Raw genomic sequence first — 21,697 nt, 5'->3', positions numbered from 1 at the left:
TTTACTTTCCCTGTTTATTGACCTATAATGTTAATTCCCCATTTTAAGGGTAACTATCAACTTTTATAATTACTAATGTTTCAGAAAATACCGGACACATACACATTTCTTAAATCTAAGAACATCCACTAAACCGAGAACAAAATCACGCTATGGCTTTCCTATTCAACCTTCTTCTTGCTTTTTCCTTTTTTATTAAAAACAATTCACGCGAAGTCTGACCGGAGACTGATGTGTTTTCTTCCGCCCTTCGAATTAAATAGGGCATTACATCCCTTACGGGGCCATAAGGCAAATATTTTGCCACCAAATACCCTGAATCTGCCAAATTGTAGGTAATGTGATCACTCATCCCATAGAGTTGACCGAACCACACCCTTGGATCCTTGGAACCAATGTTCAATTTCGCCATCAAATCCATTAATCTATAGGTACTATATTCATTGTGGGTTCCTAAAAAAATAGAAAATTTATCCAGGTGATCGGACATTAGTTCCACTGCCCTATCAAAATTAAGATCGGTATCTTCCTTCGATTCACAAATGGGACTGGGATATCCTTTGACTAAGGCCCTTTCGTTTTCTTTCTCCATATAGGCTCCCCTCACGATTTTGATGCCCACCTTGATTTTCTCCCTATCACTTATCTCAATAAGCTCCTTCATATAATCCAATCGATCCCACCTATACATTTGTAAGGTGTTAAACACAATGGCCCTTTCCCGATTATAGGTCCGCATCATTTTCAGAACCAGGTCATCTACCGCATCCTGCATCCAGCTCTCCTCTGCATCTATCAAAACAGCAACACCATTTTTATGAGCCTTTGAACAGACTTCATGGTATCTTTTTTCAACACGTTCCCATTCCAATTGTTCTCCTTCGTCCAAAGCCTTTTTTTCGGTAACCTTTTGATATAGCCCAAACCTTCCAAGTGCTGTAGGTTTGAACACGGCAAAAGGAATGGATTTTCTATCCTTGGCAAAATCGATCACCTTTACAATTTTATCCATGGCATCATCAAACTGATTTTCCGCTTCCTTTCCTTCCGCCGAATAATCCAAAATCGAATTAACACCTTTTTCATACATTTTCCCAATAACAGGCAAACAGTCCTTTTCACTCACCCCACCACAAAAATGGTCGAATACGATTCTCCGAACCATCCCTTCAATTGGCAAATGGGCCCTCAATGCAAAATTGGTAACTGCAGACCCCGTTCTGACCAAGGGCCCTATAGCTATCATCCTAAATAGGAAATAGGCCCGCTGTAACTGGGAATCCGATTTCAGGGCGAAAGCCCTTTCCGTATTGTTAAATATTTTATTCATTGTCATTATTATATTCTTTGAGCTCCTTGATCAGTAAATCGATTTCACCATCTTGTGTATTCCAGGAAGTCATCATTCGTACGGCCGAGTATTGGTCATCGAGCGTTTTCCAAACGTGAAAACGTTGATTTTGCTCCAAAATCCTGACCCATTCATTGGGTAAAATGGGAAAAATTTGATTGGTCGTTGGCTCCATTAAAAAAGGACAACCTATTTCGTTTTGTAAGGCTTTTGCCAATTTGATAGCCATATGGTTCGCCTTTTCGGCCAGACTGAAATACAGATCATCCTTAAAGAGTTCAAGGAATTGAACACCAAATACACGGGACTTAGACAATAAAGCGCCTTTTTGCTTCAATAAAATATCAAAATCTACCGCAAGGCCTGCTTGATTGAAAATAATCGCTTCCCCTAATAACCCCCCATTCTTTGTCCCTCCAATGGAAAACACATCCGTCCACGTTGAAATATCATTCATAGAAAGATCATTACCCTTTGCACGCAGGGCGTTTCCCAATCTAGCCCCGTCCATAAAGACAAATAGCTCATGTACTTTACAAAATTGGGACAGTTGACGCAATTCCTTTCGGGTATAGAACGTGCCCAATTCCGTAGCATTGGAAATATAAATCATTTTGGGCTTTACGACATGGGGACTCAAATCATGTCTTTTTAAAGCTTCCTCGATACTTGAAGGCTTCAATTTTCCATCTTCGGAATCAACTGTAATTATTTTATGTCCAATGGACTCGATCGCACCGGCTTCATGACATGATATATGCCCCGTTTTGACCGATATCACGGCTTCATGGCTTTTTAGAAGGGCCGCTATGACCAGTAAATTGGCCTGGGTACCCCCAGAGGCGAAAAACACCTTCGCCTTTGGGTTACCTACCTTTGCCATTAAAAGCTGCTTTGCTTCCTTGGAATATTCATCGACTCCATATCCTTCTTGTGAAGTATCATTGGTATCGATTAGGCGTTTTAGAATACTGGGGTGACAGCCATTGGAATAATCATTTTTAAGATTGTACATGGCATTACTTAAAAATTAACTAAAAATGTACCTGCAAAAACACGTGCACTAATCTGTTTGACAAAATGGATACCTGTAATCCTCTGGGGTCACAAAAGTCTCCTTGATCAACCTAGGGGAAACCCAGCGAAGGAGGTTCTGCATGGAACCTGCCTTGTCGTTGGTACCCGATGCCCTGGCCCCTCCAAATGGTTGTTGTCCCACAACGGCTCCTGTTGGCTTATCGTTGATGTAGAAGTTACCTGCTGCGTTCTGTAACGCCTTGGTGGCCTCGTCGATGGAATAGCGGTCCCCGGAAAGCACGGCGCCCGTAAGCCCGTATTCGGAGGTGCCGTCCACCAATTTCAAGGTCTCGCTCCAATCCTTGTCCTCGTAGACATAGACAGTGACCACGGGACCGAAAAGCTCGGTGTACATGGTCTTGTACTGTGGGTCGGTGGTCAGGATCACGGTGGGCTCGATAAAGTACCCTTCGGATTTATCATAATTGCCTCCGGCGATGATCTCGGCATTATCATCGGCCTTGGCCTGGTCGATGTACTTGGCCAATTTGTCAAAAGAGCCTTCGTGGATCACAGCAGTGATGAAGTTTCCCATGTCCTCTGGCGAACCTGGCTTGTTAAAGGAGGTAATGTCCTTTTTGACCAGTTCCAAAATCTCATCGGCAGTGGATTTTGGCAGATAGACCCTGGATGCCGCACTGCATTTCTGTCCTTGGAACTCAAAAGCGCCCCGACTGATCGCCGTGGCCACCTGTTGCGGTTTGGCCGTTGGGTGCACGATGATGAAATCCTTGCCGCCTGTTTCGCCAACGATCCTGGGATATGATCTATACTTGTCGATATTGTTCCCGATCTGTTTCCAAAGGTTCTTGAATACCGTGGTGGAGCCCGTAAAGTGGATTCCCGAGAAATCGGGGCTGTCCAATACCGTGTCGGAGATCATGACAGGATCGCCATAGACCACATTGATCACCCCATCGGGCAATCCGGCCTCCTTGAGCACGTCCACGATCACCTTGGCGGAATATACTTGGCTGTCACTGGGCTTCCAGATGGAAACGTTGCCCATCATCGCGGCACTGGTGGGAAGGTTCCCTGCGATGGCCGTGAAGTTGAAGGGGGTGACGGCATAGACAAAGCCCTCCAGTGGGCGGTATTCCACCCGGTTCCAGACCCCTTCCGAGGATTCGGGCTGTTCGCTGTATATCTGCGACATGTACTCCACATTGAAACGGAGGAAGTCCACGATCTCACAGGCGGAATCGATCTCGGCCTGATAGATGTTCTTGGATTGGGCGAGCATGGTGGCGGCGTTCATCTTTTGGCGGTAGGGCCCGGCGATGAGGTCCGCGGCCTTCAAGAATACGGCGGCACGCTGTTCCCAGGTCAGATTGGCCCAGGCCTCCCTTGCTTCCAAACAATTGGCGATGGCCTTTTCCACATGCGTTTTTTCCGCAAGGTGATATTGTCCTATCACATGTTTGTGGTCGTGTGGAGGGGACAATAGCCTGGTGTTGCCCGTTTTTATTTCCTCGCTTCCAATGTAAATTGGAATGTCCACATTGTCATTGTAAAATGCTTTGTATTGTTTGAGTACTTCTTCTCGTTCGGGGGAACCCGGGGCATAGCTCAAAACAGGCTCGTTGTATGCGGTCGGAACTTGAAAAAATCCTTTTCCCATAGGTATATTTTTTATTCGATTATTATTCTGTTACCAAATTCATAGGCATCGTCAAACAGTTTAAACTGACTGATGTCCTGCTCTGATGGCGGTTCACAACTCCATTTCCTTGAAGGTTTCCAACCATAGCTTTTCTTAAGGAACGCCGCTTGCTCTGCCTGTTTCAATGCTGCCAGGGACGGATCGATCACGGGTACTTCAAGCTTTTTTTGAATCTCTTGGTAGAATCCAAATTCACAGGTACAACCCAAAATAATGGACTCTGCAAAATCCTCCTCTACAGCACTTTTTGAGGCTTGGAACAACTTACTTGCCGTGATATCATGATCCTTTTGGAACTCGCATACGTTCATGTTTACATCCCTGAAGGAGGCCAAATGTTCACCATAACCATATTCCTTGATTGTCGAATGCATTTCATGCTCCCACTTTTTTTGTCCGATGACAACAGAAAACCTATTGGACAATTTTAAAGCGATTTCAACGGACGAATGGCTAGGTCCGACGACGACCATATCCCCTGATATTTCACGTGCATCCAATAAAAAGGGATCATAAAAGCAACCGATGACCATGGCATCAAACCCCTCTTGGGAAGCTTTTCGGGTGGCCTTAATCAGCTCAGAGGCTATCAACCCGTTATAGGTCCTATATTCCAAATTGTCCATAAGACCGACATCAGCGGTCAAGGAGGCCACGTGTACTTCCGAGTTCGGGAACTTATTCTCCCTTATCATTTTACCAAAAAAGGAGTCGTATGCACTAAATCCTACCGGATTCAAATACATGATTTTCAACTTTGTTTCCATAAGTATATATTTTAATTAATTATTAGATTTCATTTTGTCGGGTATCCTCGTAAAGAGAAAGAAAAGCACTGACGACACGAGAATACCTATAATATATTTGGTATCGTTGGTGATCAAAAGCATTGATAACACTCCAATCAACCAAGAAACTATCCCCTTCCAGTTAAAGGATTTATCGTTGGCGGTATCGGTCGACCTGCCCAAATAATAATGGGAAACAATGACCCCTACAATCGGTGTCACCGTCACCGTTAAAAAACTGATAAATCCCATAAAATAATTTATGATACCGATGGCGGCCAACAGCAACCCAACAGAACCTGCAATGAGCGTAGTTCTTGCCCTTGACTTTTCAGGCAAATTGAGCAAGGTATTGAAAGCGAGTCCCGATGAATAGATGTTCACCACATTGGAAGTCCAAGTGGCCAAAATCAGTATCATCATGGCAAAAAGTGGAAAGCCTAATGATGAAAAAATTTCGACAACATCATAGGTTCCCCGGGTTATTGCCAATATGGCCCCCAATGCCATCAGGGGCAGGGCCGAAGGTAAAATCCCCATCAAAGACCCTAGGACGGCATCCTTTTTAGAAGCCGCAAACCTGTTATAATCGGGAGATATTACAATCGTAACGGAAATAAACCCTATGGCCAGGCCTATTCCCTGAATGATTGAAATACTCTCTTCAGGACGATAGTCCAATACCTCTTGAAGCCCGTGTGATTGAAAGGTGATGATGGCAGCATATAATAGAAGGGCCATTATCGCGGGCACTGCAACATAATTTAACCATTTCAGGTATTTGAAGCCAAATACGGCCGTCATGATCATAATTACTCCCCAAAAAATGGAGGAGACCCAAGATACGAGATGTATTCCAAAGGATTCCATCATTATCTTGGAGAAGGAATCCCCTGCTATATTGGTCTGTACCCCGAACCAGCCCAATGTGGATACGGCGATGACAATCCCTACGATCAGTTTACTTCCCAATTGACCAAAGCTCCCCTCTGATATTTGAACGGAATTAAATTGCCTATCTACCGCGACCATACTGATCAGGGCCATGAGTACAACCACAATTGAAAAACCTACCAACCCTGCCACAAGGGTCGACTTAAAGGGAAGGATGGTAATCAGTGAACTTCCTATCAAGAGTGAAGGAACACTTACAATCCCCCCGAACCATATACTGGCGAGGCTGAACCATTTTGCATTTCTTTGGTTTTCTTCCATAATATTCGTTTAAATTAGTTTTCCTTTCATCCAAGGAGCCGAATTCAGAAAATTGGCCACCGCACTTCCCGGTGGTACAATCTGATCACATCGCTCCATTAGCTCCTTGCTCAATCCCTTGGACATCAAGGGAACAATATCCTTTAACTGTTCCAGGGTCCTTGGGCCGCACAAGGGTGCTGTAATCCCAGGTTGCTCTTTAACCCATAAAAGAGCTAGATGGGCAGGTTTCATTTTTACTTCCTTGGCCAATTCGACAAATTGTTGGGCAACGGTCACTGCCTTTGGGGTGACTCGATCGGCATAAATACCTCCTCGTTGGAACCTAGCGGTCTCAAATGTGGCCGCATCGGAATTATTATAACGCCCGGCAAGCATTCCCATGGCCAATGGAGACCATGCAAATACCGCTAGGTTTGCCCACTCACATGCCGGTAAAATTTCATTCTCAACCCGTCTATCGAGCAGATTATATGGCAACTGCTCAGATACGGCATACGCCATGTTTTTAAACTCAGACAACAAACGGCTCTCAGCAATTTTCCAAGACGGGGAAGTTGTCGCCCCAAAATACCGTATCTTTCCTTGTCTTACCAGATAGGTCAAGGCAGATAATATCTCTTCCAATTCCATGTCCATAGCCACACGGTGCATTTGATACAGATCAATGTAATCCGTACCCAATCTTTTTAAGGAGTCCTCACATGCCTTGATGATATGCTTACGCGAAGCACCTCTATGGTTTACTCCCTTCCTACCACTGGTAGGATAGTAAAACTTGGTCGCAAGAATAATATCCTCTCTTCTATTGTTGTCCTGCAATGTTTTCCCAATGATCTGTTCTGCCTTGCCATCCGCATAGCTATTCGAGGTATCGATTAGGTTAATGCCCTGTTCCATGGCATAGTTAAGAATCTCCCGGGATTCGTTATCCGATGTGGGATTTGCAAAATTGTCCGTTCCCAGACAAATAGGGGAAACCTTTAGTCCTGTTCTTCCTAATGATCTATAAAATTCATAATGCAGCATAGCCTGGGTTTTTAATTCTTATTGCGCAGAGTAACCACCATCCACTGTGATAGAACTGCCTTGTATATAAGACGATTCGTCAGATAACAAAAATAAGGCGGCATTGGCCATTTCCTCTGGGTCTGCCAACCGTTTCTCTGGAATGGAAACCGCTATTTCCTTTAATTTTTTCGCTATATCTTCCTTGGTGAACGTTCCTTTTCTTTCGGATGCCAGCATGGCTGTGTTTGTCTCGCCTGGTCTTATCTCATTAATCCTGACACCTGTCCCCGCCAAATCCAAGGCCGAGCTTCTGGTCAATTGACTAACAGCTCCTTTCGAAGTGCAATATGCCAGTACTCCGGAAGCACCTATTGTGCTCCATACGGAACTTACATTTACAATTGACCCACTCCCCTGTCGCAACATTACTTGTGCTATTGCCCTTGTTAGATAAAAGGTACCGTAGACATTGACTTTCATTACGTAATCGAAATCCTCATCGGTGCAGTCCAGTATTCCCGTTCTTTTAATGACCCCCGCAAAATTGACCATACCGTCTAACCTGCCGCGTTCCTTTACAATTTGTTCGGCCACTGCATTGCAGGCCGAAGAAGAAGATACGTCCAATTTTATTACCGAAATATTTGAACTTTCCAAAAATTCGGCCAACCCATTTTCATTCCAATCACAAGCATAGACCCGAGCACCTTTATCAACAAGCTTCTTCACCATTGCCTTGCCCATTCCGGAAGCGGCACCGGTCACCAAAATTGTTTTATTCTTAAATTGATTTGTCATACCTCGATTTTTAAGTGATTTCAATTCCCTTTTGCCAAATGGTCTTTATATTATTTTTATCGCTTAAATAACCTATATTCTTAAGTGGATCCTTATCGATCAATATCAAATCGGCTGCTTTTCCAACTTCAACCGTACCGGTCGTTTTCTGGATCCCAAGACATTGTGCTGCTGTCAAGGTAGCGGCCTTTATGGCTTCCAATGGTTGCATTCCCACATTGCACATCAATACCAGTTCCTCCAAATTCCTTCCGTGCTCAACAATGCCCGAGTCCGTGCCCATAGCTATGGATACCCCTGCCCTATATGCTTTTTCGACACTTCGCAAATGTTTATCGTTCATTGCCCTGGCCTGTTCTTTAATCGACTCCGGGTATGTCCCTTTCAGTACTGTATCCACTGCCAATAGCGTTGGGACTAGATATACTTGGTTTTCCAACATCAGTGCAATGGCCTCATCGTCCAATGACACACCATGCTCAATGGAATGCACTCCGGCTTTTATGGCATTTTTGATTCCATCGAGCCCTTGGGCATGTGCCATTACCCTTACGCCTTTTCGCATATTGGCCTCTTCTACCATAATCTGTAACTCTTCTATGGAAAATTGCTCGAAATCAGGGTGGTCTGTGGGGCTCATTACCCCACCCGTGGCACACACCTTTATGACATCAGCCCCTGCTCTTAAAACTTCACGTACCTTTCTTCGCACTGATTCGATCCCATCACAAATCCCCTTAGGATTGCCCGGGTAAGGAGGGTTGAGGATAAAAGTTTCCATACCGGATAATCTCCATCCATCCATATGCCCCCCGGTTATGCTGAGCGGGGTTATACTGACCTTCAGTTTAGGGCCTTGAACCAAGCCCAATTCCTGTGCTCTCTTCACCCCTAAATCCGCACCTCCTGCATCCCTTGCTGAGGTGATCCCTGCGCGGATCAAAGCTTCCATGTTGGATATGGATTTGTAATAGTTTAATGAAAATGGAGTGTTCAAGTGTTCCGCAAAATTGTACCTATTGATCATGACATGTACATGACAATCAATCATTCCCGGCAATAAATACATTCCACTAGCATCTACCGTTTCATCAACCGGTTCTTCCTGAATCCCATTTGTGTCTATCCGATGGATATTCCCCTGCTTAACCACGACAGATCCCAAATAAGGCCTCTTGCCGGTACCATCAATTATCATCGCATTTTTAATACGGATCGTTCTTTGTTTCGCTGCCATAACTAAGGGGTCTTACATTGTGGATATTGCCTTTCTGCATATGTTGGGGAGATCAATTCATTTTCAATATCCTCCTGAATTTGGTCAAGTGTCCTTTCATTGGGGGCACCGTATCCCCCTCCCCCGCCAGTCTTTAATAACAATTGGGTTGCTTTGGGTAGAAAATAACGGGTGACCTTTCCAATATTCTCTTCTTTACCATTGGGAAAGACAACGGTACAGCTATTGGCCCTGCCCTCTTTACCTTCAAGCAATCCCTTTGGAGCTGTTTTGGTTCGTTCAAGGGTTGCCGTTACATAGGCATCCTCTAAAAATTCAAACTCAAAGTCAATTCCCATGCCTCCTTTGTGGCATCCAGTACCACAGGAATCTTGGGACAATTCCACCTTGTTCAAAATGTAAGGGTACATAGTCTCCCTAACCTCGGTAGGCGAAAAACGTGTTGCGGATTCCGCGATGTGAAGCACACTGGAACCATCCCCTACATTTGATGCTCCTTGACCGGATGGATAGGGAGCTCCGTCCGCCCATGCTTCTTTGGTCTTGCTGGATCTTCCCCAAAACACCATGGAACAAATATCCCCAGCGGAATCAGCAGGAACCAGCTCTGGAAACGCTGCTCCTATAGCCCTATATATTACTTCGATGGACTGCATGGCCGGCCAACCGTACAAGAAACATGGGGCGGGCGGTATCGGATGAAACATAGTTCCCTTTTCAGTTATGACCTTGATAGGTCTAAAGTGGCCTTCAGTCGGTGATTCGCCGCCGCCCGCAAGCATGCTTATGGCTATTCTGGCCGCAGAGACCGTAGAGGGAAGCGGACAATTAACCGGGCCTTCTTGTTGTGGGGACACATCAGTAAAATCAACTGTAATCTCATCCTCAGCTACCACTATGGTCACGTTGAAGGGTATACCACTGTCGGAAATCCCATTATTGTCCATCATTCCACTGCCCACATACTTTCCATTGGGTATTTCCTTGAAATAGTTCTTTACCACGGATTCCCCGTGGTTGAAAATCACTTCCACGCATTTGAAGAACTCTTCCTCTCCATATTTTTCGATAATGGCACTCAAGGCCTTGCTACCAGCATTAAGGCCCACACATTGTGCCCTCATATCACCATCTATGGCCTTTGGAAGCCGGGAATTTGCCAATATCATACGGTGGATGCTGTCGACCAACTTGCCCTTTTCGAATAACTTTACGCCTGGAAAAATGACTCCTTCCTGAAAATAATCTATAGTATCGGAACAATAGGGGTCCTTTGCCCCGATGTCCAGCCAATGCGCCTTGATGGCCGTATATCCGACAAGTTTTCCTTTATGGAAAACGGGCATGACCAAGGCTACATCCGGTTGATGGGCACCGGTTCCGAAGGGATCATTATATATGATCACATCCCCTTCCTCCAACTTGGCAACGCCCCCTACTCCTTCAACGGCCGCTTCCACACAAAAATTAAGGGTCCCCATAAAGAGGGGGAGACTGGGGGCTTGTGACAATAGTCTCAAATCCTTATCGTAGATTGCGGAGGCAAAATCCAAAACTTCATAGATGATCGGTGAAAAAGCCGTTCTACAAAGAGCCTGTTTCATTTGATTGGCTGCGGAATTCAATGCATTTCTAATGATTTCCGTTTTGATAGGGTCAATATCTTTGATTGGCATCGCCCCTTCCTTTTGAACTGCCGTAAAAACATGCTTGTTTTTCATATCAATATACTTTTGTAATCAATACACATCCTGAATCATCCAGACGAATGGATGAATCCACATCAATATATGTAGTGGTCGTATCCTCCGTCAAAATTATCGGTCCTTGTATGGAAACACCCAAGGTAAGTTGGTTTCGGTTTACGATCCTAAAAGTTTCGAATTGTTCCTTGCAAAAGGAATACGCCTGTATTTGTTCCGACTCCCCTGCTCCGGGTTTACATTGCACCCCATAAACCCTCTTCGACAAGGATTTTCTCAATGCGATCCTTATGGCCACCACCTCCAAGGGATTCTCCAAGGTGGTATTATAGATATCCATGTAATCCGCTTCAAACCGGGCAATGATCTGGTCGACAAGCAGCTGCACTTCACCCGACTCGTTTTCTAGGGATACCGGCAAACAATGTTCCTGTCCCTTGTACCTGATATCCAAGATGACTTCATGGTCCACTTGCACGTCCGAATCCAACCTTTCCTCCAGCTCCTTGAACATCCCATTCAACACTGGATTGAGAATGTCCGCATACCTTGGTTCCAAATCCATCCGATAGGTCAGGGACTTGGCATAAAGGATATCCGTTCCCAAGAGTCCCCAAGCCGAAAAATTCCCTGCAAAAGGAGGGAGTACAATATCAGTCATTTGAAGCTCCTTGACAATAAGGTCCGCGAACAAGGGACCGGCACCTCCATAGGCTATCAATCTCATTTCCCTTGGATCGATACCGTTTTCTATTGTGATTTCCCTGATCGTATCCGCCATACTGGAAGTAGCAATCCTCAAAATGCCCACTGCGACTTTTTCTACGGAAATGCCCAAGGCTTCCGAAAGGCTTTGGAGCGCCTTGATGGCGTTTTCCTTGTCCAGGAAGAGTCCTGATGCCAATTCACCTTTTCCAAGCATGCCCAAAACAAAGGCTGCATCTGTAATGGTCGGTAACTTACCACCCCGCCCGTAACATGCGGGACCTGGATTGGCACCTGCACTTTCCGGGCCGACCCGCAATAATCCTCCCTTGTCAACATAAGCTACCGACCCTCCTCCAGCACCGATAGATCTAACATCCACCCAAGGCATTTGTACGGGTAGACCTATGATTTCTCCTTGATACATCAGTTTGGGACGTCCATTAACAACAATACAGGTGTCAAAACTGGTACCTCCAACGTCGGCCGTGATCAAATTACCCAGGTTCAAAGCCCTGGAAAGTTCCGCTGCCCCTTCGGCACCGGCTACCGGACCGGACATGACAGTTTGAGCCAAGGCCCCATTGGCATCCTTAAATGTCATGGCACCTCCACCGGATTTCGTAATTAAGGGAAGTCCTTTAAATCCTATGCCCTTGAGTTCCGCTTCAATTTTATCTAGGTAACTCCCCATTCGACCACTCACAAATGCATCTATAACAGTGGTCGCTGTACGTTCATACTCCCTATATTCCCCAGTTACCTGATGGGATAGTGAAATTTCACCTTTGAATCCTTCTTCCCTTAACAATTTCATAGTTTCCAACTCATGTTCCGGGTTGGCATAGGCATGAAGGTATACCACGGCAATCGCGTCAACTCGGTTCTTTTCAAAAACGTTCAACGCATTTTTGATGGCCTGCGGATCTAGTGGCTCCTTTACGCTTCCATCATAGAACATTCTTTCCTTGATGCCCAATCTTAATTTCCGAGGTACCAAGGGTTTGGGTGGATTCCATTTGAGATTGTACATTTCGGCCCTATCGCCTCGACCGATCTCAAGGGTATCCCTGAATCCCTCCGTGGTCAGCAGGCCGACCGTGGCTCCCTTTCGTTCCAACAATGCGTTCAATCCTACCGTGGTCGCATGAAGGAAATAGGATACCGCTTCAATATTCCGAATCCCTGCTTTCCTTATGGCAGCAATGCATCCCCGGTCCGGGCTTGATGGGGTTGTAGGCACCTTTACCGCCTTGGTATGGCCCTGCTCGTCCTGATAGATCAAATCCGTGAAGGTACCGCCAATATCTATTCCAATCCTACTTTCCTGTTTGTCCATAAGCCTTGTGTATCAGTTGGGCCATAACAAGATCCTCCAAGGCCATACCCGTACATTTAAAAAGTGTATTCTCCTTTGATGTTCTCCGCTTGGAGGTATCATCCTTGCACAGCATTTCAAAGTCTCCTTGGATATCCTCCTTGTTCAATTTCCCTTCCTTCAATGCATTGACCAATTCCCCGGCATGCTCAAGGGTAATATTGAAGTTGTCGGTAAAGACTGTACAGTTTTTGACCACATCGGTATCCACTTCCATCATCTCACTGGTATAGGATCCAGCCAGATCAAAGTGTTGTCCCTCCCCCATATCATCCCGTACGATCAAAGGGTCATAACTAGATGTAATACAACTAATTATATCCATTGAAGGGATCAATTCCTTAAAATTTTTCACCGCCTGTACTTGGACACGATCGGGAAGTTGGACAGATGCTACCACCTTTTGGGACTTTTCATATTGCCTTCCCCAAACATAGATGCTCTTTACATGCCCAAGTGAGGCATAAGCCGAAATGTAATAGGGCGATAAACTTCCATTGCCCAAGATCAATACGTCCGAGGCATCTTTCCTGCACAGATACGAACTTGCCAATACGGAAGTAGCGGCCGTTCTCATATTGGTGATCAACTTGGCATCCATGGAAGCCAATGGAAGTCCATTTTTCGCATTGAACAAAATATATGAGCCATTGAGATATGGAATTCCCACAGTCTTGTTGTGCGGGGTGGCCGCAATCAATTTAACACCGAAATATTGCTCATTGTCCCATGCTGGCATCATGAGCATTGTATTGTTTTTTTCGCTCACGGAACTCTTGTAGTTATAGGCCAGTTTGGGAGGGCACTCGATTTTGCTTTCCCGAAAACCCAGTTTCAAGGCTTCGATGAGCATTGGATATGAAATGTTTTCCTTGATGAATTTGTCTTCAATATGTATCATGCGTTAACTTTTACTACGATTTTACCTTTTTGCTTGTTGGAAAGCATATACTCATATGCCTTTACTGTATCCTTAAAATCAAATACCCGGTCGACCATAGGCCTCAGACCATTTTTCCGTATACGATCTAGTACATAGGATTTTCCCTCTTCGAGCAGGAGTTCGTCCATGACATAATTGAACATGGAATATGCATATAACCGGGTATTGTTTCGGACCAGGTCAAGAATTGGAAATTCCGTCGGCATGCCTCCCAAAAGACCATAGATAGCCGCGGACCCCCCAAAGGACAAGGCCTGCATGTATTCGGAATTGAAAGGGCCGCCGATGGGGTCAAAAACAAATTTCAACCCTCTTGACCCGGTCAATTCCTTTAATCTTTCCAATACTTTCCCCTTATCTGAAACAATGACATGGTCAGCGCCCAAATCGGCAATAAATTCTTTTTTATGTTCCGTACGGGTGGACCCTAACACTATGGCACCAGCATCCTTTGCCATTTTCAATGCCCCTTGCCCTGCGGTCCCAGAAGTGGCGGGAATAAAAACATAATCCCCTTTTTGAACATCACCCAATTTAAAGAGGGCATAATATGCCGTCAAATATTGCATCCAAAATGACGTGGCCTCTTCTATTGAAAAGTTATCCGGCACCATGGTCAGATAACGTTCTGGGATAGTGGCATACTCTCCTTGTACCCCATATTTCTGGGTATAAAAGGGAATGGAAGTTACCCAATCCCCCTTCTTAAACGAAGTGACCCCTTCCCCGATATCCACAACCACACCTGTAGCTTCCGATCCGATCCTGGATGGAAAATTTGGGACCGTATAATGCTGTCCCCTGATAAACAACATATCCGCTTGGTTCAGTGCGAACGCGCTTACCTTGATGAGCACCTCGTTCCCCAAAGGTTTGGAAGCTTCCACCTCATCAAATTGCAGCACCTCCGGTCCTCCCGTTGTATGAAATCGGATAATTTTCATTCCGGTTGTTTATTGGGTTGGTTGAGCACATAAATCAATTTGGTATCTTCCATTACATGCCCGGCCTGGGGTTCGCCCGCATTGAAATAGACGGCCGTCCCAGCACGTAAATACCCCAAAACCTTATTTTCCTCATCGATCATTTCAATACAGCCTTCCGTAATAATGGAAACTTCATTGAACGGATGTCTGGAAAAGCCGGTTTCAGGAATCCGCGCGCCCTTTTTTAAGTACACCGTTCCCAAAAGGGTCCGGATCCCCAAATTTTCCCCAACGTGCAGTTCCTTGTTATAATAATCCCCTTCTCCAGGATATTGTATTTCCACGGTTTTCATAACCATTGTTTTAAAAAATTATATTCCTTTAATCCATCCACCGTCGACCGGTAGGGAAATTCCAGTGATATAAGCTGCCTTCTGACTGGCCAAAAATGCCACTGCAGCACCAAACTCCGCAACCTCCCCAAATCTTCCCAAGGGAATCTCATTCACGGCCTCACCATATTTCGGATTGGTCTCGATCAACTTAGTCAAGCGTTCGGTCCGGGTATATCCGGGCAAAACATTGTTAACAGTGATTTGATAAGGCCCCAATTCATTGGCAAGGGTCTTCATCAGTCCCGTCAGAGCCCCACGGAGGGCATTGGATAGCACCAATCCCTCTACCGGTTGCCTTACCGCTTGGGAAGTGACCATGATGATCCTGCCCCAGTTTTGGGCCTTCATTCCGGGAACCACCGATCTAATCATCTCGACCGCGCTCTCCACCAATGACCTATATGCAGTCTCCCATGCCTTGCGGTCATGTACCTCAAAGGGTCCGGGAGGTGGTCCGCCGGTATTGGTCACCAATATATCAACGGTCCCAAATTTGTTTTTGGCTTCCTCACATATATGGTCCCGTTCTTCCAGTTGTGTAATATCCCCAACCACAAAATGGGCTTTGGTTCCGGTCGACTTGACAATATGATCCGCCGTTTCTTTCAAGGCGGTTAGATCCCTTCCACAGATGAGAACCTCACAGCCCTCCTGGGCAAGTTCCAGTGCGACCGCCCTGCCCAAGCCCTTGCTGGAAGCCATGACCAAGGCGCTTTTACCCTGAAGTCCCAACTCCATGATTACTCTCTTAAATAGTTGTCCGTGCCATCCAACCAATCCTTTCGAGGCGGTGCCCATGTATCGGTTTCCTCTACATCACCGATCATCATTGCCTCATGGGGCACGTTCGGAGGAATAACAATGGATTCCCCCGCCTTAAGCTCAACCTCTTGTTCCTTATTGGCTCCAAACCAAAAACGCATTGTTCCTTTTTCCACTTGTGTGATCTGCTCGTTCTCATGGCTGTGCTGTGGCACCACAAACCCATCCTTGAACTTCATTTTAGCTATCATGATTTTTTCCCCATAGAGTAATTTTCTTGACATGGAGGGGTTTACCTGTTCTTCGGGAATTGAATCCCAATCTTGTTTTTCTAACATATCGATTTCATTTTCGTTTTATTAATCAAAGTATCTTCATTGGTCACAAAATAGCATCCAATGAACACCAGTACCATACCGGTGATTTTTATAAATCCAAGAGCTTCCATATCCATAAAAGAGACGATGAAAATGGTGAAAATAGGTTGCAGGTACATAAAAACACTGAAAACACTGGCACCTATATATTTAATGGCATAAAGGGTCATTAGCACCACCAAAAAGGAAGTGATCACCACGACATACAGTAGACCTCCATATTCGGAAAATGAAAACTTGTCCCACTGCGCATCCAAAAGTTCCCGATACCCAAAAGGGGCAATGATAAAAATGCCGAACAAAAGTGACCATTTGGTAATGGTCAACAAATGATACCTTTGAACCAGTTTGCCCATAAGGAGCAAATAGATGGAATACAGGAAGGGACTTCCCATGACCAGAAGGTCGCCTTTTATGGACGAGTTCACCACACCATCGATATCCCGGCTCATCCATATGATCATAACAGACCCGGACAAACCGATAATCAATCCGGCCACCTTAAAAATCCCCAATTTTTCCCTTAGGAAAATGAAGGAGTTGATACTTACGAACAGGGGCGCCAACAATACAATGATCGATGCGTTTATCGAACTCGTATAACTTAGGCCCTTGAACAGGAAAAGCATATTGAGCGACGCTCCACAGAGTGATGTCACGAACAACAAAAAAAAGTCGGAAAGCTTTACTTTTTCCTTGGGTTTCCAAAGACTTATGAGCCAAAACAATGCAGTCGCTCCCAATACCCTGGCCAAGGTCAGTCCATAAGGTTTGATCAGTTCCGGCATGATGGATTTTGCTATGGGGTAGGTTCCCCCATAGGCCAATGCTGTCAATATTGCCGCTCCAAACGCCCTATTTTTATCCATTTTATCCATACACTTCCTACAATACGGGTACCATCCATCCCTTTGTGTCCACTACCTCACCTGATCTTAGTCCCTCAATCTGTTCGTATATCATCTTTGCCACTGGTCTATTGTCCATAGAGGGCAATGACATTTTCAGGTCTTCATGGGCGATTTCGGAAATATGGGACACCACGGCAGCGGTACCCACGCCAAAGGCTTCATTTAATTCCCCCTTATTGTACGCTTCTACGATTTCATTGATGTAGATATCACGCTCTTCCACACGGTGCCCTTTATCCCTTAGGATTTCCAGAACGTTCATCCGGGTGGTACCCCGGAGTATGGCCCCGGAGAGTTTCGGGGTCACCACGGTGTCCCCCAGCACGAAAAACAGGTTCATGGTGCCCACTTCCTGTATCTTTTGGAAGCGGTCGCCCTCCAACCACATGACCTGGTCGTATCCTTTTTGTTTGGCCAGTTGGGCCGGATAAAGCGATGCCGCATAATTGCCGCCCGTTTTCGCTTCTCCTGTACCTCCTGGCACGGCCCTTATATATTTTCTTTCCGTCACCAATTTTACCGGTTTGCTATAGTACATTCCAGAAGGCATGGTAAAGATGACAAAGCGATATGATCGGGAAGGGTTCACCCCCAAATCACTTCCGGTTGCATACATGGTCGGACGTACATAAAGGGAATTTCCATCCCCTTGGGGTATCCAATCCTTCTCACAGGCCACAATAGCCTTTAAGGCTTGGAGGAAATCCGATTCGTCTATGGTCGGCATACACATACGCTCGGCCGATCGGTTAAACCTTTTGATATTGAGCGCTGGTCGCAACAGGTAAGGAACCCCGTCCTTCTTGACCGTCGCCTTCATCCCTTCAAATATGGTCTGTGCATATTGTATAGTCGCACATTTGGGTTCCATGGGAAAGGCTTGGTATGGCTCTATCCGCCAATTTTGCCATTGCCCATTTTCGTATTCAGCCACCAACATGTGATCCGAAACATACTTCCCGAAGGGAATATCTGAAAAATCAAAATTGCTCAATCTTGATTGTTGTGTCTTGTTTACTTTTAATTCCATTTAGTTGTTTTGTTTTTTTCCGAAAAGCACATATACCAGTTTCATGTCTTCCAAAATGGTGCTGGCATGTCCCTCAAATTTGTCCACTTTAAAAAAATCGCCCTGTTGCAACACCATGGGCTCCATGGCATTGTCCTCGAACTGTAACTTGGCCTTCCCTTCAAGAATGAATACTATTTTGTTTTGGTCATGCTTGGTGAACACCCCTTCGACGGGAGTTTTCATCCCCCGCTTTAAATGGGCGGTACCAAATTGAAATTCGAAGTCTCCTTCCTTGTGGGCAAAAAGCTCATTGAGAAAATCTCCCTTCAGGCCTGAAGCATAAAAATGTTTTGTCAATTCCATTCCCATCAATGTTTACAAAACTTCCTCATGAGGACATGATATCCTCAACCTCTTGAACCTGTTTCGGGATCGGGGCACCCAAAAGTCGCCCCCCATCCTCATGGACCAGGTATTCATCTTCAATACGTATACCCCCAAAATCAAGATATGAGGAGATTTTGTCATAATTCAAAAACTCGCTACACGGGTGGTTCGTGGACTTCCAATGATGGAAAAGTTCCGGGATGAAGTATATGCCGGGTTCTATCGTAACGACAAATCCCTGTTTTAGGCTTTTACCCAACCTTAGGGATTTCAGCCCAAACTCCTTGGACTTTTTGACCGTGGTATCGTAACCGACGTATTCTTCTCCCAAATTTTCCATATCGTGGACATCCAGACCTATCATATGTCCCAATCCGTGGGGATAGAACAAGGTATGGGCCCCTGCCTCCACGGCAGCCTCGGCATTCCCCCGCATCAATCCCAGGTTGGTCAGCCCCTCCACGATTTCAGTACATGCGGCCAAATGAACGGCTTTGAACAAAGTGCCCGGTTGGAGCATTTGTACGGCCCTCTCCTGCGCATTCAATACAATTTGGTACACCTCCTTTTGTTGGGTAGAAAAGGTACCCGATGTCGGGATGGTCCTGGTGATGTCCCCTGTATACCCACTGGGCATCAGTGCACCGAAATCCCCAAGTAACAACTGCCCTTCCCTTAGGGTGTTGCCATAGTTGAAATTGTGCAGGATTTCCCCTCGTACAGAGACTATGGGTGAATAGGCCGTTCTGGCCCCCTTGCTCAATGCTGTTTGTTCGACAAGGCCCATTAAGTAGGTTTCTGTCTTCCCCGGAGCAGCTTGACGCATCACATTTTCATGCATTTTCTTGGTGGTCCCGAGCGCCTCCTCCAGCCCATCCACCTCATCCGAAGACTTGATTTCCCGTTGCGAAACAATGGCATGTACCAATTCCGGGGACATCCCCGATGGGACGCCATTGACATCAACCCCCAACAGGGTTGACAATAAGAGTAAATGTTCCGCACGATAAGGCGGCGGATAATGCACCTTGGGGGAAGAGTGCTGGGCAAGATACTTCGGTAAACGATCCAAAGCGACTATCTTGGAAATACCGGACTTTTGCCCCATATCGACCAGGGAATCGGTGTCCCCCATCCAAATTTTGTGGTCCAATGTTACCTCATTGCCAAATAGAATGGTTTCCCCCGAGTCACAATCCAATACCAGTACCACATCGGGCATTTGGATTCCAGTATAGTATAAAAAAGTACTATCCTGAGTGAAAAAATAGGGGTTGCCTTCAAAGTTTCTGGGTGATTCACCATTGCCCGGCAACAATATAATTCCCCGGCCCACTTTCTTCATGAGTTCCCCTCGTCTGGCATTATAGGTGGTGGTATTAAACTCCATAGGCGTTACACTTTATAAAATTCCTTCGCTTGTTCCGGTGTGATATATCCATTTTTAAGGTCAAGCTCCACTGCTTCTTTGGGTCTGTCCCCAGGTTTACCATATCCTCCCCCTGTAGCGGTGACACATCGGACGATATCCCCTTTTTCCAAGGGTACATTGGTGGCAAGACTATACCTGGTTTCCTCTCCGTTCTTACGGATGACCTTAAAGTAGTTGTAGGATCCATCATGTCCCCCGTTCATTCCCCAGGTTTTCACCTTTTCACCGAGGAATGCGGCCGTCAAATGGGCTCCATCCGAAATGATCCTGAAATCGAGGTATTGGCCATTTCCTCCTTGAAATTCACCATATCCTCCCCCTTCGTTATGAAAGGCATATTGCTCGACCATGATACCATAGCGCATTTCCCTGATCTCAATGGGAATATTGTAAGATTCCCCACTACCACAGGAAAGCTGTCCCCTATTACCGTCGTGAGTGGCAGAAGCCCCCCACCCTCCGGCAAGGGGTTCGGCCTGTATATAGAATTGGTTGGTATCCGGGTGGATCCCCGATATATAAGTGGCACATACCGATCGTAAGTGACCAGCCGGCAACTTGTCCGGAATCAAGGGGGCCAATATCTTCCATAGGAGGTCAATGGACGTTATCAGAACTTCATAATACACCGATACGGCGGTAGGTGCAACGGCACTGACAATGGTGCCTGGTTCACAAACCACTTTCATGGGTCTAAAGGCCCCTCCATTGGCATCCAATCTGGGCGTGGTAATCGCCTTGAACAAACTACGACAACCGGTTACAAGACCGCTGAAAGCCAAATTTGTAGCACCCCTCACCTGTGGATGGGAGCCGTTGAAATCCGCAATGAACTCCCTATCCGTAACGGTAATCTTGGCCTTAAGGGGAAAAGGGCCCTCTCCAAAACCATTGTCCTCGATCACCGACTCTCCTTCGTACACCCCATTGGGTATGGCTTTTAAAGCATCTATGGTCATTCGTTCCCCATAGTCCAAAAAGTCGTCCTTGGCCTTGATATAAGTATCCAGACCATATTTCTCGATAATGGATATGACCCGCTTGGCCCCTACTTCTGCTGCCGCAATCCCGGCAAACAAATCGCCCAAGGTACTTTCCGGCAATCTAACATTGCCCTTGATCAGGTCTATGATCGATTGGTTGAGCACCCCTTCCGATTTTATCTTGATAAAGGGAAAGTGAAGGCCCTCTTGGAAAATTTCAGTGGCCACGGTGGAAACAGAGCCCGGAAATGTACCTCCGAGTTCCGTCCAATGCGCCTTATTGGCCGTAAAGGCCACTAATTCCCCCTTATAAAATACGGGATAGATCACCGAAACATCGGATAAGTGGGTTCCTCCTCCAGCATAAGGTGTATTGGCAATGATCACGTCCCCTTCCTTTAACGGGTTTTGTGCATCGAATTTTTCAAGGGTTGCCTTTACCACCGAATCAATGGCCGCCAAAAAAGCCGTGACCCCGTTTCCTTGGGCCAGCAACTCCCCTTTGGTATCTGTAATGCCCACCGCATAATCCAATGATTCATAGATAATGGGACTCATACTTGTACGCTCCAAGGTCTTGAACATCTCGTCCCCTGCGGCGATCAGGGCATCCTGAATGATTTCTAATGTAAACTTTTCCATT

At 45.8% G+C, this 21,697-nt stretch carries 20 protein-coding genes; all 20 read right to left on the bottom strand.

The genetic code is table 11. The features are described from left to right. Positions 1 to 145: 145 nt before the first annotated feature. Positions 146 to 1,330, bottom strand: a complete 1,185-nt coding sequence (locus UXI14_RS06775) for a proline dehydrogenase family protein (protein WP_335965482.1) — start codon at positions 1,328 to 1,330, stop codon at positions 146 to 148. Then, positions 1,323 to 2,366: an aminotransferase class I/II-fold pyridoxal phosphate-dependent enzyme gene (locus UXI14_RS06770; protein ID WP_335965481.1), complete on the bottom strand. Its 1,044-nt coding sequence runs from the start codon at positions 2,364 to 2,366 to the stop codon at positions 1,323 to 1,325. The genes UXI14_RS06775 and UXI14_RS06770 overlap by 8 nt, the downstream gene beginning before the upstream one ends. 48 nt (positions 2,367 to 2,414) lie before the next feature. Further along, positions 2,415 to 4,049, bottom strand: a complete 1,635-nt coding sequence (gene pruA, locus UXI14_RS06765) for an L-glutamate gamma-semialdehyde dehydrogenase (RefSeq protein ID WP_335965480.1) — start codon at positions 4,047 to 4,049, stop codon at positions 2,415 to 2,417. 11 nt (positions 4,050 to 4,060) lie between these two features. Further along, entirely contained in the window at positions 4,061 to 4,858 is a 798-nt protein-coding gene (locus tag UXI14_RS06760) for an aspartate/glutamate racemase family protein (RefSeq protein ID WP_335965479.1), read from the bottom strand. A 15-nt stretch (positions 4,859 to 4,873) separates the two neighbouring features. Beyond that, a complete protein-coding gene (locus UXI14_RS06755) occupies positions 4,874 to 6,094 on the bottom strand; it encodes a cytosine permease (RefSeq protein WP_335965478.1) in 1,221 nt (406 codons plus the stop codon). A 9-nt stretch (positions 6,095 to 6,103) separates the two neighbouring features. Beyond that, positions 6,104 to 7,123: an aldo/keto reductase gene (locus UXI14_RS06750; protein ID WP_335965477.1), complete on the bottom strand. Its 1,020-nt coding sequence runs from the start codon at positions 7,121 to 7,123 to the stop codon at positions 6,104 to 6,106. A gap of 18 nt (positions 7,124 to 7,141) precedes the next feature. Beyond that, complete coding sequence (locus UXI14_RS06745; RefSeq protein ID WP_335965476.1) at positions 7,142 to 7,903, bottom strand: SDR family oxidoreductase; 762 nt, start codon at positions 7,901 to 7,903, stop codon at positions 7,142 to 7,144. A 10-nt stretch (positions 7,904 to 7,913) separates the two neighbouring features. Then, complete coding sequence (locus tag UXI14_RS06740; protein ID WP_335965475.1) at positions 7,914 to 9,140, bottom strand: amidohydrolase family protein; 1,227 nt, start codon at positions 9,138 to 9,140, stop codon at positions 7,914 to 7,916. 2 nt (positions 9,141 to 9,142) lie between these two features. Further along, a complete protein-coding gene (locus UXI14_RS06735; protein WP_335965474.1) occupies positions 9,143 to 10,861 on the bottom strand; it encodes a hydantoinase B/oxoprolinase family protein in 1,719 nt (572 codons plus the stop codon). Position 10,862: 1 nt separating this feature from the next. After that, positions 10,863 to 12,887: a hydantoinase/oxoprolinase family protein gene (locus UXI14_RS06730; RefSeq protein WP_335965473.1), complete on the bottom strand. Its 2,025-nt coding sequence runs from the start codon at positions 12,885 to 12,887 to the stop codon at positions 10,863 to 10,865. Beyond that, complete coding sequence (locus UXI14_RS06725) at positions 12,868 to 13,827, bottom strand: hypothetical protein (protein ID WP_335965472.1); 960 nt, start codon at positions 13,825 to 13,827, stop codon at positions 12,868 to 12,870. The genes UXI14_RS06730 and UXI14_RS06725 overlap by 20 nt, the downstream gene beginning before the upstream one ends. Beyond that, on the bottom strand, positions 13,824 to 14,813 hold the full coding sequence (locus UXI14_RS06720; RefSeq protein ID WP_335965471.1) for a zinc-dependent alcohol dehydrogenase family protein: 990 nt from the start codon (positions 14,811 to 14,813) through the stop codon (positions 13,824 to 13,826). Before UXI14_RS06720 ends, UXI14_RS06725 begins: the two co-directional genes overlap by 4 nt. Beyond that, positions 14,810 to 15,148 carry a hypothetical protein gene (locus UXI14_RS06715; protein ID WP_335965470.1) on the bottom strand — a complete coding sequence of 113 codons (339 nt, stop codon included), beginning with the start codon at positions 15,146 to 15,148 and terminating at the stop codon, positions 14,810 to 14,812. Before UXI14_RS06715 ends, UXI14_RS06720 begins: the two co-directional genes overlap by 4 nt. A gap of 18 nt (positions 15,149 to 15,166) precedes the next feature. Continuing rightward, positions 15,167 to 15,928 (bottom strand): SDR family oxidoreductase, encoded by a 762-nt coding sequence (locus UXI14_RS06710; protein ID WP_335965469.1) that lies wholly within the window; start codon positions 15,926 to 15,928, stop codon positions 15,167 to 15,169. 2 nt (positions 15,929 to 15,930) lie between these two features. Next, positions 15,931 to 16,290: a cupin domain-containing protein gene (locus UXI14_RS06705; protein WP_335965468.1), complete on the bottom strand. Its 360-nt coding sequence runs from the start codon at positions 16,288 to 16,290 to the stop codon at positions 15,931 to 15,933. Beyond that, the gene (locus tag UXI14_RS06700) at positions 16,284 to 17,198 is read right to left on the bottom strand and encodes a DMT family transporter (RefSeq protein ID WP_335965467.1); all 915 of its coding nucleotides are present in this window, start codon (positions 17,196 to 17,198) and stop codon (positions 16,284 to 16,286) included. Before UXI14_RS06700 ends, UXI14_RS06705 begins: the two co-directional genes overlap by 7 nt. A gap of 16 nt (positions 17,199 to 17,214) precedes the next feature. Then, positions 17,215 to 18,270: a branched-chain amino acid aminotransferase gene (locus UXI14_RS06695; protein ID WP_335965466.1), complete on the bottom strand. Its 1,056-nt coding sequence runs from the start codon at positions 18,268 to 18,270 to the stop codon at positions 17,215 to 17,217. Beyond that, positions 18,271 to 18,615: a hypothetical protein gene (locus tag UXI14_RS06690; protein WP_335965465.1), complete on the bottom strand. Its 345-nt coding sequence runs from the start codon at positions 18,613 to 18,615 to the stop codon at positions 18,271 to 18,273. A gap of 25 nt (positions 18,616 to 18,640) precedes the next feature. Next, positions 18,641 to 19,624 carry a M24 family metallopeptidase gene (locus tag UXI14_RS06685; protein WP_335965464.1) on the bottom strand — a complete coding sequence of 328 codons (984 nt, stop codon included), beginning with the start codon at positions 19,622 to 19,624 and terminating at the stop codon, positions 18,641 to 18,643. Between the two features lie 410 nt (positions 19,625 to 20,034). Next, positions 20,035 to 21,696, bottom strand: coding sequence for a hydantoinase B/oxoprolinase family protein (locus tag UXI14_RS06680; RefSeq protein WP_335965463.1), 1,662 nt, complete (start codon positions 21,694 to 21,696; stop codon positions 20,035 to 20,037). Between the last annotated feature and the right edge of the window lies 1 nt (position 21,697).

Origin of the sequence: Galbibacter sp. PAP.153, assembly GCF_037029175.1 — a bacterium.
Lineage (GTDB): Bacteria > Bacteroidota > Bacteroidia > Flavobacteriales > Flavobacteriaceae > Galbibacter > Galbibacter pacificus.
The sequence above is the reverse complement of the archived record's forward strand: the minus strand, read 5'-3'. Positions and strand labels throughout refer to the sequence as shown.

What these genes read in the sequence shown, in the direction of transcription:
- UXI14_RS06775 (WP_335965482.1), bottom strand. Translation starts at nt 1,330, where the DNA reads ATGAATAAAATATTTAACAATACGGAAAGGGCTTTCGCCCTGAAATCG.
- UXI14_RS06770 (WP_335965481.1), bottom strand. Translation starts at nt 2,366, where the DNA reads ATGTACAATCTTAAAAATGATTATTCCAATGGCTGTCACCCCAGTATT.
- pruA (WP_335965480.1), bottom strand. Translation starts at nt 4,049, where the DNA reads ATGGGAAAAGGATTTTTTCAAGTTCCGACCGCATACAACGAGCCTGTT.
- UXI14_RS06760 (WP_335965479.1), bottom strand. Translation starts at nt 4,858, where the DNA reads ATGGAAACAAAGTTGAAAATCATGTATTTGAATCCGGTAGGATTTAGT.
- UXI14_RS06755 (WP_335965478.1), bottom strand. Translation starts at nt 6,094, where the DNA reads ATGGAAGAAAACCAAAGAAATGCAAAATGGTTCAGCCTCGCCAGTATA.
- UXI14_RS06750 (WP_335965477.1), bottom strand. Translation starts at nt 7,123, where the DNA reads ATGCTGCATTATGAATTTTATAGATCATTAGGAAGAACAGGACTAAAG.
- UXI14_RS06745 (WP_335965476.1), bottom strand. Translation starts at nt 7,903, where the DNA reads ATGACAAATCAATTTAAGAATAAAACAATTTTGGTGACCGGTGCCGCT.
- UXI14_RS06740 (WP_335965475.1), bottom strand. Translation starts at nt 9,140, where the DNA reads ATGGCAGCGAAACAAAGAACGATCCGTATTAAAAATGCGATGATAATT.
- UXI14_RS06735 (WP_335965474.1), bottom strand. Translation starts at nt 10,861, where the DNA reads ATGAAAAACAAGCATGTTTTTACGGCAGTTCAAAAGGAAGGGGCGATG.
- UXI14_RS06730 (WP_335965473.1), bottom strand. Translation starts at nt 12,887, where the DNA reads ATGGACAAACAGGAAAGTAGGATTGGAATAGATATTGGCGGTACCTTC.
- UXI14_RS06725 (WP_335965472.1), bottom strand. Translation starts at nt 13,827, where the DNA reads ATGATACATATTGAAGACAAATTCATCAAGGAAAACATTTCATATCCA.
- UXI14_RS06720 (WP_335965471.1), bottom strand. Translation starts at nt 14,813, where the DNA reads ATGAAAATTATCCGATTTCATACAACGGGAGGACCGGAGGTGCTGCAA.
- UXI14_RS06715 (WP_335965470.1), bottom strand. Translation starts at nt 15,148, where the DNA reads ATGAAAACCGTGGAAATACAATATCCTGGAGAAGGGGATTATTATAAC.
- UXI14_RS06710 (WP_335965469.1), bottom strand. Translation starts at nt 15,928, where the DNA reads ATGGAGTTGGGACTTCAGGGTAAAAGCGCCTTGGTCATGGCTTCCAGC.
- UXI14_RS06705 (WP_335965468.1), bottom strand. Translation starts at nt 16,290, where the DNA reads ATGTTAGAAAAACAAGATTGGGATTCAATTCCCGAAGAACAGGTAAAC.
- UXI14_RS06700 (WP_335965467.1), bottom strand. Translation starts at nt 17,198, where the DNA reads ATGGATAAAAATAGGGCGTTTGGAGCGGCAATATTGACAGCATTGGCC.
- UXI14_RS06695 (WP_335965466.1), bottom strand. Translation starts at nt 18,270, where the DNA reads ATGGAATTAAAAGTAAACAAGACACAACAATCAAGATTGAGCAATTTT.
- UXI14_RS06690 (WP_335965465.1), bottom strand. Translation starts at nt 18,615, where the DNA reads ATGGAATTGACAAAACATTTTTATGCTTCAGGCCTGAAGGGAGATTTT.
- UXI14_RS06680 (WP_335965463.1), bottom strand. Translation starts at nt 21,696, where the DNA reads ATGGAAAAGTTTACATTAGAAATCATTCAGGATGCCCTGATCGCCGCA.